This window comes from Microbacterium sp. WCS2018Hpa-9 (assembly GCF_031843745.1).
Classification (GTDB): Bacteria; Actinomycetota; Actinomycetes; order Actinomycetales; family Microbacteriaceae; genus Microbacterium.
Window position 1 is genome coordinate 320133 of record NZ_JAVTIY010000002.1, and the last position, 16696, is coordinate 336828.

16 protein-coding genes are annotated in these 16696 nt (G+C 69.0%); 2 read left to right on the top strand and 14 right to left on the bottom strand.

The annotated features are described in order from the left end of the window. The first annotated feature begins 116 nt into the window (after nucleotides 1–116). Entirely contained in the window at nucleotides 117–962 is an 846-nt protein-coding gene (locus tag RQG82_RS05310) for an alpha/beta fold hydrolase (protein WP_311258322.1), read from the top strand. A 216-nt stretch (nucleotides 963–1178) separates the two neighbouring features. Here RQG82_RS05310 and RQG82_RS05315 read toward each other — a convergent pair whose 3' ends face one another. From RQG82_RS05315 to RQG82_RS05355, 9 genes are all read right to left on the bottom strand, one after another. After that, on the bottom strand, nucleotides 1179–2051 hold the full coding sequence (locus RQG82_RS05315) for a DUF559 domain-containing protein (RefSeq protein WP_311258090.1): 873 nt from the start codon (nucleotides 2049–2051) through the stop codon (nucleotides 1179–1181). 428 nt (nucleotides 2052–2479) lie between these two features. Then, nucleotides 2480–2785: a 30S ribosomal protein S14 gene (gene rpsN, locus RQG82_RS05320; protein ID WP_311258091.1), complete on the bottom strand. Its 306-nt coding sequence runs from the start codon at nucleotides 2783–2785 to the stop codon at nucleotides 2480–2482. 3 nt (nucleotides 2786–2788) lie between these two features. Beyond that, a complete protein-coding gene (rpmG, locus tag RQG82_RS05325; RefSeq protein ID WP_017203558.1) occupies nucleotides 2789–2959 on the bottom strand; it encodes a 50S ribosomal protein L33 in 171 nt (56 codons plus the stop codon). Next, nucleotides 2959–3195: a 50S ribosomal protein L28 gene (gene rpmB, locus RQG82_RS05330; protein WP_042540533.1), complete on the bottom strand. Its 237-nt coding sequence runs from the start codon at nucleotides 3193–3195 to the stop codon at nucleotides 2959–2961. Before rpmB ends, rpmG begins: the two co-directional genes overlap by 1 nt. A 161-nt stretch (nucleotides 3196–3356) precedes the next feature. Then, a complete protein-coding gene (locus RQG82_RS05335; RefSeq protein ID WP_311258092.1) occupies nucleotides 3357–5477 on the bottom strand; it encodes an alpha-galactosidase in 2121 nt (706 codons plus the stop codon). Between the two features lie 61 nt (nucleotides 5478–5538). After that, nucleotides 5539–6870, bottom strand: coding sequence for an extracellular solute-binding protein (locus RQG82_RS05340; protein ID WP_311258093.1), 1332 nt, complete (start codon nucleotides 6868–6870; stop codon nucleotides 5539–5541). Nucleotides 6871–6958: 88 nt separating this feature from the next. Beyond that, nucleotides 6959–7864 (bottom strand): carbohydrate ABC transporter permease, encoded by a 906-nt coding sequence (locus RQG82_RS05345; protein WP_396653556.1) that lies wholly within the window; start codon nucleotides 7862–7864, stop codon nucleotides 6959–6961. Further along, nucleotides 7861–8790 (bottom strand): sugar ABC transporter permease, encoded by a 930-nt coding sequence (locus tag RQG82_RS05350; RefSeq protein ID WP_311258094.1) that lies wholly within the window; start codon nucleotides 8788–8790, stop codon nucleotides 7861–7863. Before RQG82_RS05350 ends, RQG82_RS05345 begins: the two co-directional genes overlap by 4 nt. Continuing rightward, nucleotides 8787–10796 (bottom strand): beta-galactosidase, encoded by a 2010-nt coding sequence (locus RQG82_RS05355; protein ID WP_311258095.1) that lies wholly within the window; start codon nucleotides 10794–10796, stop codon nucleotides 8787–8789. Before RQG82_RS05355 ends, RQG82_RS05350 begins: the two co-directional genes overlap by 4 nt. A gap of 141 nt (nucleotides 10797–10937) precedes the next feature. Between RQG82_RS05355 and RQG82_RS05360 the strand changes: the two genes are divergently transcribed. Then, on the top strand, nucleotides 10938–11948 hold the full coding sequence (locus RQG82_RS05360) for a LacI family DNA-binding transcriptional regulator (RefSeq protein ID WP_311258096.1): 1011 nt from the start codon (nucleotides 10938–10940) through the stop codon (nucleotides 11946–11948). Between the two features lie 9 nt (nucleotides 11949–11957). Here the strand turns inward: RQG82_RS05360 and RQG82_RS05365 are convergent, their stop codons facing one another. From RQG82_RS05365 to RQG82_RS05385, 5 genes are read right to left on the bottom strand one after another with little or no spacing between them, the layout of a single operon-like run. Then, nucleotides 11958–12653, bottom strand: a complete 696-nt coding sequence (locus RQG82_RS05365; RefSeq protein ID WP_311258097.1) for a DNA-3-methyladenine glycosylase — start codon at nucleotides 12651–12653, stop codon at nucleotides 11958–11960. 4 nt (nucleotides 12654–12657) lie between these two features. Then, nucleotides 12658–14448, bottom strand: coding sequence for an Ig-like domain-containing protein (locus RQG82_RS05370; protein ID WP_311258098.1), 1791 nt, complete (start codon nucleotides 14446–14448; stop codon nucleotides 12658–12660). Continuing rightward, nucleotides 14438–15229 carry a TIGR03943 family putative permease subunit gene (locus RQG82_RS05375; RefSeq protein ID WP_311258099.1) on the bottom strand — a complete coding sequence of 264 codons (792 nt, stop codon included), beginning with the start codon at nucleotides 15227–15229 and terminating at the stop codon, nucleotides 14438–14440. The genes RQG82_RS05370 and RQG82_RS05375 overlap by 11 nt, the downstream gene beginning before the upstream one ends. Further along, nucleotides 15222–16256, bottom strand: coding sequence for a permease (locus tag RQG82_RS05380; RefSeq protein ID WP_311258100.1), 1035 nt, complete (start codon nucleotides 16254–16256; stop codon nucleotides 15222–15224). The genes RQG82_RS05375 and RQG82_RS05380 overlap by 8 nt, the downstream gene beginning before the upstream one ends. Further along, nucleotides 16253–16669, bottom strand: a complete 417-nt coding sequence (locus tag RQG82_RS05385; RefSeq protein WP_042540517.1) for a Fur family transcriptional regulator — start codon at nucleotides 16667–16669, stop codon at nucleotides 16253–16255. Before RQG82_RS05385 ends, RQG82_RS05380 begins: the two co-directional genes overlap by 4 nt. Between the last annotated feature and the right edge of the window lie 27 nt (nucleotides 16670–16696).

A 16696-nucleotide genomic window follows, 5' to 3' on the forward strand; every position in this document is an offset into this window, starting at 1 on the left:
TCCTCCCGAGGCGCAGTCTTCCTCCCGAGGCGCAGTCTTCCTCCCGAGGCGCCGTCCCGAGGGAGGCGCAGTCCCGAGGGAGGCGCAGTCCCGAGTTGCGCGTGTCAGCGCGGGCGGTGGGACTCGACGACCGAGCGCGCGGTGCGCGAGAACGCCGGTGCGACCCGCTCCACGGACTCTGGATGACGCCGAAGAGCTGGAACACCTGGGCCGAGCGCTTCCGCGCCCAGGGACACGAAGTGATCATCCCGGGGTGGCCCGGCATCGACGACCGCTCCGTCGAAGACATCCGCCGCGATCCATCCGCCCTCAAGGGCATCGGCCTGAAGCAGATCGCCGACAACTACGAGCGCATCATCCGCGCGCTTCCGGTGAAGCCGATCATCATGGGCCACTCGTTCGGCGGCGTTCTCACGCAGATGCTCGCCGACCGCGGGCTCGGCTCCGCCTATGTAGGGGTCGCCCCCGGACAGACCGCCGGCGTCACCGCACTCCCCCTCTCGACCCTCTGGACCGGCACGCCGATCCTCTCGAACCCCTTCGGACGCAGCGGCGCCAAGCCGCTGTCGAAGCGCCACTTCCACTTCACGTTCGGCAATGACCTCTCGCGTCCAGCATCCGACGCACTCTGGGAGGAGTACGCCGTGAACTCCTACAACAGGGTCTTCTTCGAAGGCGTGACTTCGGTGCTCAACGAGAAGGGCGGCGTGACCCACGTCGACTACGCACGCGCCGACCGCGCCCCGCTGCTCGTGATCACGGGCGAGATCGATCACGTGGTGCCGCCCGCCATCGGCCGCGCGATCGTCAAGAAGTACCGGTCGAGCGGCAGCCCCGCGGTCGTCGAGTACAAGCAGTACGCCGGCCGCACCCACCGCCTCGTCAGCCAGGACGGCTGGGAAGAGATCGCCGACTACGCACTGACCTGGGCGGTGGCGCACGCGACAGCATCCGTCGCCTGATGCCGGGGGTGTGGCCCTCGCGCCTCGGGCCGTCTGCGGCGCTCTCGCCCCACGTCGTGCTGCGCCTCGGGAGGAGAACTGCGCTTCGGGAGGAGAGATCTGCGGATTCTCTCCTCCCGAAGCGCAGTATTCCTCCCGAGGGATGCGGGTCCGGGCACGGCGGAGGGTGCGCAGGGGCCGAAGGGGGATGCCGGTGGTGAGAGAGATGCGGATGACTCAGGCCGCGACGTGCAGTCGCTGCCCGATCGCGGTCAGGATCAACTGCTGCACCTGCGCCCACTGGCTCATCAGCTGGCCGTAGCCGATGCGGATCACGTGATAGCCGTGCAGCTTCAGAAGAGCGTCGTGGGCGATGTCGCTCGTCCGCTGTTCACCGACATGATGACCGCCGTCGATCTGCACCACGAGCCGTTCGCCGATGACGAAGTCGACTCGGTGGCCGAGTATCCAGACCTGCGGCACCACGGGGATCCCCAGCCATCTCAGCCGCACCTGGAAGATGCTCTCGGTTCCGGAATCGGCGAACTGCCGCGCATCCGCAAGCAGACGTCGAGCGGCGGGCGGAAGCGGTGCCCGCTCGAGGACGCCGGGTGCGATGAGGTTCTGTCGCATGGCCGACTCCCAGGTCGCGAGGGCGCTCTCATACGGCTGGCACCCCGCGACCAGGATCAGCGCGTTCTCGAGCGAGTCCTCACGCGAGTCCGGATCACGCGGGAACACCGGTTCGTTCCAATGCACCGTGCCGCGGGACAAGTTCACGTGGCCTGATCGCGCCGGAGCAGCGACGTGCGGTTGCGAGGCGCCGAGCACCCACAGCCCTTTCCGCGACGCGAGCGTGACACAACTCAGGAACACCCCGCGACGGGCAGCCGCGAGAAGCATCGGGTCGGCATCCGGCAGCGCGACCCAGCCTCGGCGAACAGCGATGACGTCACCCCTCTGAACAGACGATCGAAGCGCGTGCCTGCTGACCCCGAGCCGTTTCAGGGTCTCGGTGCGGGCCACGCCGTCGCGCTGCACCAGCGCCTGTCTGGGGTTCACCCGTCGAGGATCGCTGATGCCCGCATCCGCGATCGACACGGCATCCACGATTCGTGCCCCGCTGCCTCAGATCCCCATCCGTGCAGAAGAGGTCACGCCGCCCTCGACCCTCCCCCATGTTCGTCACGCCCGACCGCACCACGGCACCTCTCAGTGCGTCAGCCACCGGGCCGCCCGGGCCCGTCCACCCGCGCCCACCCACGCCCACACATCCACACAGCCCACACACGTGAGCATCCGCCGGGAGGAGGACTGCGCTTCGGGAGGACGAATTCTCGAGATCGCTCCTCCCCAAGCGCAGTTCTCCTCCCGAGGCGCAGAGGAGACACAAGGGAGTGGGCAATGCGGGGCTCGGATGCCGGGGCGGAAGAGCGGATGCCGGAGCGGAGGAGCGGATGCCGGGGCGAAGCCCCCCGGGCACGCGAAAGGGGCGAGGATCCGTAGATCCTCGCCCCTTTCGGCTTGTCTGCTGAGACTTACCAGCTCGACTTGGTGACACCGGGCAGCTCGCCACGGTGTGCCATGTCACGGAAGCGGACGCGCGAGACGCCGAACTTCGTGAGGACACCGCGGGGGCGGCCGTCGATGACGTCGCGCGAACGCACGCGAGCCGGCGACGCGTTGCGCGGCAGCTTCTGCAGGCCGATGCGTGCGGCCTCGCGAGCCTCGTCGGTGGCGTTCGGGTCGACGAGGGTCTTCTTCAGCTCGGCGCGACGCTCTGCGTAACGCTCGACGATGACCTTGCGCTGCTCGTTGCGAGCGATCTTGCTCTTCTTAGCCATTGATCAACGCTCCTCTCGGAATTCGACGTGCTGACGGATGACCGGGTCGTACTTCTTGAGCACGAGGCGGTCGGGGGTGTTGCGGCGGTTCTTCTTCGTCACGTACGTGTAACCCGTACCTGCCGTCGAACGCAGCTTGATGATCGGACGTACGTCCTGAGCCTTCTTGGCCATTAGAGCTTCACACCCTTCGCCTGGAGGTCCTTGACCACGTTCTCGATGCCGCGGACATCGATCACCTTGATGCCCTTGGCGGACACGTTGAGCGTGATCTTACGACCGAGCGAAGCGACGAAATAGGTCTTCTTCTGCACGTTCGGGTCGAAGCGGCGCTTCGTCCGGCGGTGCGAGTGCGAGACGTTGTGACCGAAGCCGGGAACAGCTCCGGTCACCTGGCACACTGCTGCCATGATGGTGACTCCTTCTATACCGTGAGGCCGGACGGCCTCACCCAAGATCCCTTGTCTGCGCGCCACCCTGCAGCGCCGATCTCTCGGCCGAAGAAGGGGAAGCACGCGAACTACGCACAGGAGTGTGCGCAGACAAAGAGTCAGTTTAGCACGGTCCGGAATCAGACCCGAACGGCCTCGAGCAGCAGGGCCGCCCCGGGCGCCAGCAGCGGCAGCGGTACGCCGACCGATTCGAGGAACGAACCCGACGCCTCGATGCCGGTGTCCACCCATGCGGGGTCCGACACCTGGTGCCGCGAGACCGACCCGAGGTCTTCGCGGACGCGCAAGCTGTACCGCTCCCCCGCAACCAGTCCGGGAATGCGGGTGCGTGGCGTGAACCCGTCGACCGAGGCCCCCAGCCGCACCCACGCGAACACACCCCGCGAGCCGTCACCCGCCACGACACCGTGCAGCAGCGTCTCTTCGTCGACCTCGTCGCTGCGCACAGTGAAGCCCGAATGCAGCAGCGGCCGCAGCTCGCGATAGAGGGCGGTCCACCGCGACAGCATCTCGCGCTCCTCCGACGTGCATCGGGTGATGTCCCACTCGATGCCGGCGTGCCCGAACAGCGCGGTCGTCATGCGGAACGGCAGGGATGCCGCGCGGTGCGTCGTCTCGGCGATCGGCGGGCCGACGTGCGAGCCGACGAGCTCGGGCGGCACGAGAGTGCCGGTCCAGCGTTGGATGCGCTGTCGCTCGATGGGATCGTTCGAGTCCGACGCCCACACGCGCTGGGTGCGCTGCAGCACGCCGAGGTCGACGCGGGCGCCGCCACTCGCGCACGATTCGATCTCCACCGACGGATGCCGCTCGCGCAGCGCATCGAGCAGGGCGTAGAACGCGGCGGTCTGCGCGTGCACCGAGGCACGACCCGTGCGCGGCGACACCGCGGCATGCAGGTCGCGGTTGTGATCCCACTTGATGAAGTCGACGCCGATCTCGGACACCAGGGCGTCGATGCGCTCGAAGACGTAGGCCGCGGCATCCGGGTTCGAGAGGTCGAGCACCTTCTGGTGACGCCAGGTGGGCGACTCGGGTGACGCCTGGAGCACCCAGTCCGGATGCCGTTCGGCGAGGTCCGACACCGGATTCACCATCTCGGGCTCGAACCAGAGGCCGAACTGCATCCCGAGTCCGTGCACGTGGTCGGCGAGGGGGCGCAGGCCGTCTGGCCACTTCGCGTCGTCGATGAACCAGTCGCCGAGCCCCGAGCGGTCGTCGGGGCGTCCGCGGAACCAGCCGTCGTCGAGCACGAACCGCTCCACTCCGACGGATGCCGCGGCCTCGGCGAGCTCGACGATCTTCGCCGGGTCGTGGTCGAAGTACACGGCCTCCCACGTGTTCAGCACGAGGGGGCGCAGTGCGGTCGGGTGCGCGGCGAACGCACGCACTGCCGAGTGCAGTCGGGCAGACACCGAGTCGAGTCCGCAGTCGCCGTAGGCGAGGAACACCTGAGGCGACACATAGGCCTCGCCCGCGCCGAGCCGGATCTCGCCCGGAAGCAGCAGTTCCCCTCCGCCGAGCACCGCACCGTGCACTCCGGCGCCCTCGGGGAGTCGTTCGACGCCGACCTCGAGGTCACCGCTCCACGCGACATGGGCGGTCCACAGTTCGCCCCGGCGGAAGCCGAACCCGTCGGTGCCGACCGCGGTCAGGTAGGGAGCGTCGTGCCCGCCACGACCGCGGCGCACCTGACGCAGATGCGCTCCGTGCCGCAGGGCACCTCGTTGCGGGTGACGCTCGCCGGTCCAGCGTCCGGTGTGATCGAGCACCTCGGTCGCGTAGGCAGGAACAGGCAGCAGGATGCGGGCGGCCAGCAGATCCAGCGGCTCGGCACGGTCAGCGGTGCTCGTCACCGCCACCTGTGCGGTCAGCACTCCCCCGGCATCCAGCGCGAGGTCGAGCACGACCGTGACCCCGGCCGCGGCATCCGCGAACTCCGCCCGCAGCGAGGTCGCCGTCGAGTCCCACCCGACAGACCGAAGCAGCGGTGCGCTGTGCAGCCCGCCCCGGTGCCAGGCCAGCGCCGGTGCGCCCGACCAGCCGTCTGCTTCGACGGCGAGCAGCGGGAATGCGCGCGGGTCGTCGAACGAGCTGAACGTCACCGACCCGGTCGACGACGCCGCGAGCGCGTCGAGATCGGCAGGCTCCAGCGCCGCCCCCCAGTGCAGCAGGCGCGCGGTGGTCGTGTCGATGACGACACTGACGCCGGCGGAGGTCAGGTGGACGAGTGCGCTCATTGCCGCTCCAGACGAAAAGGGAGGCCCGCCCGTGAGCATACGGGCGGGCCTCCGAGAGGTGTTACTCCTTGACGGGGATCGACGCGGCCTTGAGCGCGTCGACGGTCGCCGTCTGACCCTTCTCGATCGCGTCGAGCAGCGTTCCGCTGCCGCTGACCGCGGCCTTGAACCCGTCGGACACGTCCGAGTAGGTCTGGGTCATGGTCGGGCCCCACGCGAAGTCGGGCGAGACCTGGGTGGCGGCATCGGCGAAGACGTCGTAGATCTTCTGTCCGCCGTAGAACTCGACACCCTCGGCGTAGACCGGAAGGTCGAGCCCCGCAGTGGTGGCCGGGTAGAGGTTGGCCGCCTCGGCGAGGGCGGTCAGCGCCTCATCCGACGTGTTGAGCCACAGCGCGAACTTCGTCGCCTCGTAGAGGTGCTCGCTGCCCTTGAGCACGGCGGTCGAGGAACCACCCCAGTTGCCGGCGGCGGACCCGCCCTCCTCCCACTGCGGGAGCGGTGCGACGGCCCAGTTGCCCGCGGTGTCGGGTGCGCCGCTCGAGATCGAGTTGGCGCCCCAGACGGCGGAGTTCCAGGTCCAGACCTGACCGGAGTTGTAGGCGTTGTTCCACTCGTCGGTCCACGCGGGGACCGTCGCGACCAGGTCGTCGTCGAGCATGCTCTGCCAGTAGTCCGCGACCGTGGTGGTGGCGTCGTCGGCGAGCGAGACGGTCCAGCCCTCGTCGTCGCTCGAGAACCACTGCGCGCCGTCCTGCCAGGCGAAGCCCGCGAACTGGTTGATGTCGGACTGCGAGAAGTTGGTGATGTACCCGCCGAGTTCGCGGATCTTGACCGCGGCCTCGCGATACTCGTCCCACGTGGTGGGGATCTCGATGCCGTTCTGCTCGAACAGGTCGGCGCGGTAGAACAGCCCCATGGGGCCGGTGTCCTGCGGCACGCCGTAGACGCCCTCGGTGCCGAGCGTCACCTGACCCCAGGCCCAGTCGACGAACTTGTCTTCGGAGGCGACCACGTCTTCGCAGGCGCTGAGGTCTTCGAGGCCGTCCTGCACGAGGAAGTTCGGCAGTGCGTCGTACTCGACCTGGCCGAGGTCGGGCGCATCGCCCGCCTTGATCTGGTTGAAGAAGTTCTGGTACGTGCCGCCGTTGCCGTTGGGGCCGGTCTGCACGTCGACCTGGATCTCGGGGTTGGCCTCGTTCCAGATCTCGACGACGTCTTCGATGCCGGGGATCCAGGAGGTGAACTCGAGCGTGACGTCGCCGTCCGCCGGGGCGCACGAGGCGGCGTCGCCGCCCGTGCCGGAGCTGTCTGCGCCGGATGCCGAGCAACCGGCGAGCGCGAACGCCGAGATGGCGATGACAGCGGCTGCCTTCATCTTCGAATGCTGCATTTCGATCCTTTCGTGGATGCGATGGGGGTGGTGCGGGTGAGGGTGGTGCGGGTGGTGCGCCGCCCGGTGGATCCGGGCGGCTGCCTGCTCACTTCAGGGCGCCGGCGCCCAGTCCGTTGCGCCAGAAGCGCTGCAGCAGGAGGAATGTGACGATCAGCGGGATGACCGACAGCAGAGCGCCGATCAGCACGAGACCGCGGAGTTCTGGCAGCTGGTTGAGCTGGTTGTTCCAGTTGTAGAGACCGAAGACCACCGGGAAGAGGTCTTCGGATCGGAGCATGATCATCGGCAGGAAGAAGTTGTTCCAGATGGCCACGAACTGGAAGAGGAACATCGTCACCAGTGCCGGGGTCATCAGACGGATGCTGACGGTGAAGAACGTGCGGATCTCGCCCGCGCCGTCGAGTCGGCTCGCCTCGAGCAGCTCGTCGGGCACCGAGGAGGCCGCGAAGATCCGTGCCAGATACACGCCGAACGGACTCACGATCGAGGGCAGGAAGACCGACCAGAACGTGTTGGTCAGCTGCGCCTGGCTGAAGATCAGGAACAGGGGCAGCGCGAGCGCGGTGGCTGGCACGAGCACCCCGCCGAGCACGATGTCGAACATCAGGTCGCGGCCGGGGAAGCGGTACTTCGCCAGCGCGTAGCCCGCCATGGCGGCGAGCAGGGTGGCGATGGCGCCGCCGAGGGCCGCGTAGAGCACCGAGTTCATCAGCCAGCGCAGGTAGACGCCGTCGCGGTAGGCGAACAGCTCGGCGATGTTGTCGAGCAGGTGGAAGTCGGCGAACCACAGCGGGGCGGTGGTGAGGATGTCGCCGGTCTCTTTGCTCGACGCGACGAGCAGCCACCACAGCGGCAGCAGGAAGTAGACCGTGAACACGGCCATGATCAGCATGGCGCCCGTGCGGGAGATGCCCGACTCGCGAGCGGCCTTTCCGCGCGGGGCCTTGCCGCGGGAGCCCCGCCCAGGGGCGACGATCGTCATGGTGCTCATGCGTTCTGCTCCTTGCGCTGCATGTACTTCATGAACCCGAACGACAGCAGGAAGGTCGTCACGGCGAGCACGACCGAGAAGGCCGCCGCCAGGTTGGTGTTCGGGATGGATGCCGTGGCATAGACGGTCATGTTCGGGGTGAACGTGCTGGTCACCGCCGAGCTGAACGAGCGGAAGACCTGGGGCTCGGCGAGCAGCTGCAGCGTGCCGATGATCGAGAAGATCGCGGTCATCACGATCGCCGGGCGAACGAGAGGGATCTTGATCGACCAGGCGATGCGCCACTGACCCGCGCCGTCGAGGATCGCCGCCTCATAGAGCTCCTGCGGGATCGACAGCAGCGCCGAGTAGATGATCAGCATGTTGTAGCCGACGTAGACCCAGGTCACCACGTTCGCGATCGACCACAGCACCAGGTCGGCACCGAGGAAGTCGATGTTCTTGGTGATCGCGGTGAACGGCGAGAGGTTGGGCGAGAACAGCGAGCCCCACATGATCGCGGCGATGACACCGGGCACCGCGTAGGGCACGAAGAACGCGAGACGGAAGAAGCGCTTGCCGCGCACGAGCGGCGAATCCAGCAGCAGCGCGAACAGCAGGGCGAGGCCGAGCATGACCGGCACCTGCACGACGCCGAAGGTCAGCATGCGCCCCATCGAGCTCCAGAACGCCTCGTTCTGGAAGACGAGCACGTATTGCGTGAGGCCGCCGAACACCTGCTCGGCCTTGCCGAAGGTGCCGTCGCGCTCGACGACGAGCAGCGACTGCCAGAACGCGTAGGCGATCGGCACGACGTAGAACAGCGCGAACAGCACGCCGAAGGGCACGATGAGGAACGCGATGGCGCCCTTGTGCGGAATCCGTCGGCGGCGGCCCGGCGCCCGGGGCGCTGAGGCGACCGCCGGAGCGGTGAGCGTGGTGGTCATACATCCTCCTTGATGATGCGGACTGCGCCCGCCGGCACGAGCCCGGTGGCGGCGGCGTCGGTGACGAGGTCGTGACCCGAGGTCGCGATCTCGACATCCGTCGATCCGTGGTTGATGACGAACAGGAACGAGCCGGCGTCGCCGGAGCGGCGCACGATCTCGACGTCGGGGCCGGCGCCGGGCATCGGCGCGATGCCTGCGGATGCCGCGAGCCGCTCGACCAGACCGCGGTAGTCCTCGCGCGCGGGCTGGGTGCCGAGGAACCAGGCCTCACCCTCCCCTGCCGTGCGGCGCGTGATCGCGGGGCGGCCTGCGGCCGGACCGTCGACGAACGAGGCGACGACCTCGGCATCCGTCGTCTTGAGGCGCTCGCTCCAGACCGTGGCGGTGGTGCCGTCGGTGAGGGTGACGGTCTCGTCGGTGCGCAGGGGTGCGAACTCCTCCGAGCGGATGCCGAGCAGGTCGCGGAACGCTCCGGGGTAGCCGCCGGTGCGCACTCGGTCTTCGTCGTCGACGATGCCGCTGTAGAAGGTGATCAGGGCGGTCGCGCCGTTCTCCACCGCACGCGCGATCGCTGCGGCATCCGCGTCGCTGATGAGGTGCAGGGCGGGAACGATCAGCAGCCTGTACCCGTCCAGGTCTGCGCCCGGACGCACGACGTCGGTGGTGACGCCGGCATCCGACAGCGCCGCGTGGGCCGCGTGCACCTGACCGAGGTACGTGAGCGCCTCGCTCGGGCGACCCTCGTTCTCGGTGGCCCACCAGCTCTCCCAGGAGAAGAACAGTGCCGCGTCGGCGGCGACACGAGTGCCGGCGACCTCGCCGAGGCGGTCGAGCAGACCGCCGAGCTCGACGACCTCGCGCCACTGGTCGGAGTCCTCGCCCGCGTGGGGCACGAGGGCCGTGTGGTACTTCTCGGCGCCCTGCGTCGAGGCACGCCACTGGAAGAAGCAGATGCCGTCGGCGCCTCGGGCGACGTGCGCGGCGATGTTGCGCTGCATCTCGCCAGGAGCCTTGGCCAGGTTGTACGGCTGCCAGTTCACGGCACCGGTCGAGGTCTCCATCAGCAGCCAGGGCGCACCCTGCGCGAGGCCGCGGGTCAGGTCGGCGGCGAACGAGAGCTCGCCGCGGGCATCGTCGAGGCGACGGTCGAGGTAGTGGTCGTTGGCGATCAGGTCCATCTCGCCCGCCCACGTCCAGTAGTCGAGGTTGCGGATGTGCGCGGTGACCATGAAGTTGGTCGTGACCGGCAGGTCGCTGCGCTCGCGCAGGATCACAGCCTCGGCGCGGTAGAGCGCGAGCTGCTCGTCGGAGCTGAACCGCTGGAAGTCGAGGATCTGGCCGGGGTTGCGCAGCGAGAGGGCCTGGCCGGGCACACGCACGTCGTCGAAGTCGCTGTACCGCTGGCTCCAGAAGGTCGTGCCCCACGCGCGGTTGAGCGCGTCGATGTCGTCGTAGCGGTCGCGCAGCCAGCCGCGGAACGCCTCGGCGCTCGTGTCGCAGTAGCAGAGCGCGTTGTGGCAGCCCAGCTCGTTCGACACGTGCCAGAGCGACACGGCGGGGTGATCTCCGTAGCGCTCGACCACTCGGGTGACGACCTCGGCGGCGTAGGCGCGGAAGAGCGGCGAGCTCGGGCAGTAGCCCTGGCGACCGCCCTGCATGAAGACGGTGCCGTCTTCACCGACCGGGAGGATCTCGGGGTGGCGGGCGGTGAGCCACGGAGCGGGCGAGGCCGTGCCGGTGCCGAGGTTGATGCGGATGCCGGCCGCGTGCAGCAGCGCGATGATCTCGTCGAGCGCGGTGAAGTCCCACACGCCCTGCGCCGGGTTGATCGACGACCAGCCGAAGATGTTGATCGCCACGAGTCCGACGCCAGCCTGCTGCATGAGTCGCACGTCGTCGGGCCAGACACTGCGATCCCACTGCTCGGGGTTGTAGTCGCATCCGAAGACGAGGCCGCGCCCTGCGGAGAGGGTTGCGATGCGGTCGAACACTGCGGCGGCCATGCGGTGACGCTCCTTTGCGATTCATGTGTGCACGTGCACAGCTCGCGGCATGCGAACAGCGATCGGGATTTCTGTGAACGTGCACACATAGTCGCATGTCGCGGTGAATCCCGTCAAGTCCGGGTCGCTAGGCTGTCGACCATGAGCACTTCCGCACGCCGCCGCAGCACTGTGCACGACGTGGCACGTGTGGCCGGTGTCTCGCGAGGAACCGTCAGCCGCGTGATCAACGGCGGCTATGTGTCCGACTCCGCGCGCACGGCGATCGAGGACGCGATCCGCGAGGTCGGATACGTGCCCAACACCGCGGCGCAGAACCTGGTGCGCCAGCGCACGCAGGCGATCGCGTTCATCGTGCACGAGCCGCACGCGCTGTTCCTCGAAGACCCCAACATCGGCGCGATCATGCTCGGCACCAACGAGACCCTCTCCGAGGCCGACTACCAGATGGTGTGCCTCGTCGTCGATTCGGTGCGCGACACCGAACGGGTCGCGCGGTATCTCAACGGCGGGTTCGTCGACGGAGCGGTCATCGTCTCGGCGCGAGCACAGGACCCCATCACCAAAGCCGTCATGCGACTCGACCTGCCCGTCGCCTACGTCGGCCACCCGCCCGACGTCGATGCGGCCTGGGTCGGCGTCGACAACCGCGGCGCCGCACAGGCTGTGACCTCACGCCTCCTGGCGACGGGGCGGACGCGGGTCGGCATGATCGCCGCCGCCCTCGACCGAGACTCGGGCACCGACCGCCTCGCAGGCTTCACCGACGCTCTCGGCGACGACTTCGACCCCGACCTCGTCGAAGAGGTGCCGCTGTACTCCTACGCCGACGGGGCCGCGGCGATGACGCGACTGCTCGAGCGGGCGCCCGACATCGACGGCGTCTTCGCCGCGTCGGACGCCGTCGCCGCCGGTGCGATGTGGGCCCTCCGAGAAGCCGGACGCCGTGTGCCAGACGACGTGGGCGTCGTGGGCTTCGACAACAGCAGCTGGGCGACGCGCACCACCCCGCTGCTCTCGACCGTCGACCAGCCGGCCGAAGGGCTCGGGGCCGCTGCCGCGGCATCCGTCCTCGCGCAGCTGCGCGACGATCAGCGCCCGCGCGAGGGCATCATGCTTCCGACACCCGTCGTGTGGAGAGACTCGGCCTGAGCCCGGGTCTCAGACGCGGCCGAGGGACTCGGCCTGAGCGCCTCTCCCCCAGCGGAACGGCGAGACCGTGGGGTCGCCGGCGATCCAGAACCGCCAGGGGAACGCCGCGGTTCCGGCGATTCCCGCCACACCGACTCTCGGCCCGGTCGCCACGTCGGCGACCGGTTCGTCGCGCAGCCACAGCTCGGCGCGGGCGCCTTCGAACTCCTCGCCGGTGACCGCATCGATCCCGTCGTGGATCGGATGCCGCAACCCCACCGCCTGGCCGAACCGGCCGGGCCCCCTGGCGAGGTCACGCAGTGCGGTCGCCGTCAGCGGGGTCGTCGCGCGGCGGCGCACAGCCGCGGCATCCGCCCCGTGCACGACCTCACCCGCGCGCAGCAGGATTCCGCCGGCCTGGCCCTCCGACCCCGAGACGACGTTCACGCACGAGTGGATGCCGTGGCTCAGGTAGACGTACAGATGCCCCGGTTCGCCCCACATCGTCGCATTGCGTGCGGTGCGGCCCATGCGTGCGTGAGAACCGGGATCGGCCTCAGGGCCCGTGCCCTGCCCGTGGTAGGCCTCGACCTCGGTGAGCCGGAGGCGCACCTCGGAACCCGCGATCGCGGTGCGCAGCTCTGCGCCGAGCAGCAGCGGTGCGACCTCGACCGGCAACCCGCTCAGCTCGGAGCGGGTCGCTCGGTGCAGGGCATCCGTCGACATGCGGTCAGAACTGCGGCGCCGTCTGGCACCACGAGGCGTCGAAACCGGTGAGCGCCACGATCTCGTCACCCGTGCGCAGGTCGAGCAGGTGCGTCTCGAGGTTCTCGGGCAGCGGCAGCCGCATCTGGTCGTAGGGGTTGTCGGCGAGATCGGGCGCGATCACCACCGCGGCATACTGGCCGCTGGGCGAGGCGCAGGCCTGCAGGATCGAGTCGGTCGAGTCGACCTCGACGAGCGGCGTCGCGGCTCCCTCTTCGTCGACCCGCACGATCGCCTGACCGATGGGCAGCCCGCTCTCGTCGCGCGAGACGACGTGGCGCAGCGTGCCGCCGGGGAACGGTGTGATCGTGATCGCGGAGCCGTAGTCGGGAGTGGATGCCTCGAGCGGCACCTCCGAGCCGTCGGCGAGGTTCAGCTCGACCACCGAGCCGTCGAGTCGTTCCACGATCGCCGTGTAGGTGCCGCGGGAGATGCCCTGAATGGTCGTCGCGAGCCCGAGGGACTGCACCCCTGCGTCGGTCGAGCGATCGACCAACGAGAGCGCGCCGTCGAAGTCGATGAAGAGCACGGCGGCACTGTCGGGCACGAACTGCCAGACGAAGATGTTCGCCTCCTTGTCGCCGACCTCGGTCACCACCGGTTCGTCGTCGCCGCTCAGCGACTGCGTGACGAGCACGCTGGCCCGACCCTCGGTGTCGCTGAGCTTCTTGTCGGAGTAGCTGTAGCCGACCAGACCCCCGCGGTCGGACACCTGGATGGCGCCGACGTATCCGACGCCGGGCAGCGTCAGCTCGCGCGGATTCTTGCCGTCGCGGTCCATCACGAGCAGCTTCGAGCCTTCGTCCTCTTCTACCGAGACGACGAGCTGCGAAGACGTCGCGCGGAAGTCGTTGATCTTGTCGGCCGCGAAGACGGGCTGCGCCTTCTCGCCCGTCAGGTCTGTGCGGAAGATCTGGTCGTTGCCGTCGGCGTCTCTGCGCAGCAGGAAGATCGTCGACGGCGGAGTCGAGAAGCTCGTCGAGAGCGTGGCGCTGGGGCCGCCCCCGGCACCCACAGCATCGGCGACGTTCACGGTGTACTCGGTGTCGTCATCGAGCGGCACGGTGAAGCGGATGCCGATGCCACGGCCTGCGGCATCGAGAGTGAACGGCACCGCGGGTTCGACCGTCACCTGCGACTCGTCGATCGCGGCCAAAGACTGGTTGGCGGTGAGGATGACACGGCTGCCGGATGTCTCGATCGCCTCAGCCGGGTCGACCTGCACCTCGGTGATGCGCGGGCCCTGAGTCAGGCTGACGACGCCGAGCCCTGCACCCACCAGCACGAGGATGCCGAGCACGGCGCCGAGGGCCAGCAGGAACCGACGGTCGCTCGAGGTGGCGGGCTTCTCGGCCTTCGGCACCTTCTCGGGCCTCGGCGCTCTCTCAGGCTTCGGCGCCTTCTCGGGCCTCGGCTTCTTCTCGGCCTTCGCCTTCGCGGGGGCCGCGGGCGCGTCGTCGCTCGTGGCGCGAGCGGGGGGCACGTAATCGGCCGACGAGTGCGCCGCGAACTTGGTCGTCGAGTCGGCATCCGGCGGGACGAAGGTCGAACGAGTCGGCCGCACATCGCCCGTCGGACGAGCGGCGGGTGAGACGGCACGCGGTTCCGTCGCGGGAGGCGTTTCGTCTCGGTCGACTCCGCCGTCCTCGCTCAACGAATCGGACGCAGCTGCGGCCTCGGCCTCGCGGGCGGCACGCAGCTCGGCCCGGGTGCGCGGAACCACCGGTTCGTCCGGGCGCTGGTCGTCAGTACTCATACGGGTCCTGAGGCTCGTCGATGGCGGTGACCGTCGTCGGTTCGACGTGCAGCGAGCCGTCGGCATCCGCCTTGACCGTGCCCTCGACCTCGACCCACTGGCCGGTGTCGAACTCTCCGGCATCGATCGTGACGGGCAGGGTCGCCGGCTGCGCGTCGATCACGCAGTGCGTGATGACCAGGCGGGTGAGGTTCACTCCATCGGCATCCGTCGGGGTGACGAAGCCGGTCAGCGTGACCGTCTTGCCGTCGTAGGCCGCCGTGTTGGTCGCCGTCGCGAACACGCTCGCCCAGTCGCCGACGCCGAAGGTGGCGGTGTCGGCCACGCCGAGGGTCACGTCGTCGGCCCCGGCGAACAGGGCGGTCTGCTCGCCGACCCGCGACATCGCGAGTTCGACCGACAGCGATGCGGGAGGCAGCACGAGAGCGGCGATCACGACGCCGCTGGCCGCGACACCGGCGGTCACCGTGCCCGCCAGGGCCGAGGACCGGCGGGGGGATGCCGCGGCATCCGCCTCGTGGCTGTCGCCATGGTCGTGACCGTGGTCGCCCTCTTCGCCGAGCGGCAGCGTGCACGACCAGATCGCGCCGGCGAGGGTCACGACGGCTGCGGCGCATGCGAACCACACCGATTCGGGGCTGATGTAGAGGTTCAGTCGGCCGGTCAGGCCGAGTCCGAGAGTGACGACCGAGATGACCGTGGCGAGGCCGATGCCCAGCCAGCGCGTGGCAAGCGCCCGGGCGCGCGAAGGCGCGTCAGAGGTGTGGGGGTGATCAGACAAAGACGTTCACCCCGATCCCGATCGCGAAGGCGGCGAACACGACCACGCCGACGATGCCGGCAAGCGTGCGGGTGGTGAAGGTCGTGCGCATCAGCGCGAGCATCTTGACGTCGACGAGCGGGCCGACGAGCAGGAACGCGACGAGGGCGCCAGACGAGAAGGTCGAGGCGAACGAGAGTGCGAAGAACGCGTCGACATTCGAGCAGATCGCGACGGTCATCGCGAGCGCCATCATCGCGAGGATCGACAGCACCGGGTTCGAGCCGATGGCCAGCAGCACCTCGCGCGGGATCAGCACCTGCACGGCTCCGGCGAGCGCCGAGCCGATCACGAGGGCAGGCATGACAGCCCGCAGCTCGATGAGGAACTGCGTGAGGCTGCGGCGCACCGGGGTGCCGTGCTCGTGCGTGACGCGGTCGCAGGTGTCGATGAAGCGCTGCGTGAGCAGCGAGTCGGGCGAGGGGTGACGGCTGTAGATCCAGCCGATCAGGTTGGCGATCAGGTAGCCGCCGATGAGGCGCGCCACGAGGATGCCGTCGTCGAAGCCGAAGGCCGCGTGGGTGGTGAGGATCACGATCGGGTTCACGATCGGGGCGGCGATCAGGAAGGTCAGCGCCTCCGCCGGCGCGAGGCCCCGCATCATCAGGCCGCGCGCGAACGGCACGTTGCCGCACTCGCACACGGGGATCAGCATGCCCAGCAGCGACAGCACGGCACGGCGGGCCCACGCGCGCTTCGGCAGCCACCGGTGGATCACGTCGGCCGGCAGCCACACCTGCACGACGATCGAGAGCAGCACACCGAGGATCACGAACGGCAGCGCCTCGATGAGCACGCTCAGCGCCAGGGTCAGCCCGTCCTGGGCTCGGCTCGGCAGGCTGGCGGTGAAGAGCGTCGGCAGGAATCGGTCGACCAGGAAGAGCGCGGCCACGATCGCGGCGCCGAGGGCCACTCCGATCCACGGCGAGCGCGGTGATCGGGAGGGTCGGTGCGCGTGCACCGTCCGTGGAGCGGCCTGGGTGGTCACGCGTTCGCTGCCTCTTCGGCATCGCGCTTGTTGGTGCAGGAGGCGCACAGTCCGAAGATGTCGACGACGTGCGCGGCATCCGTGAACCCGTGCAGGGCGGCGGTGCGGTGCGCCCACTGCTCGACGTCTGTGGCCTCGATCTCGACGGTGAGTCCGCAGTTGCGGCAGATCAGGTGGTGGTGGTGACCCTGGGTCGTGCACGCGCGATAGAGCGCCTCACCCTCGGGGCTCTGCAGAGAGTCGGCGTCGCCTGCGGCAGCGAGTCCGGCCAGCGCGCGGTACACCGTGGCGAGGCCGATGCCGGTGTTGTCGTCGCGCAGCGAGGCGTGCAGGTTCTGCGCGCTGACGAACCCTCGCGCGTCGGCGAGGGCTTCGCGCACGCGATCGCGCTGCCAGGTGTTCCGCTGAGCCATACCCACGATTCTAGGCGCGCCGCCCTT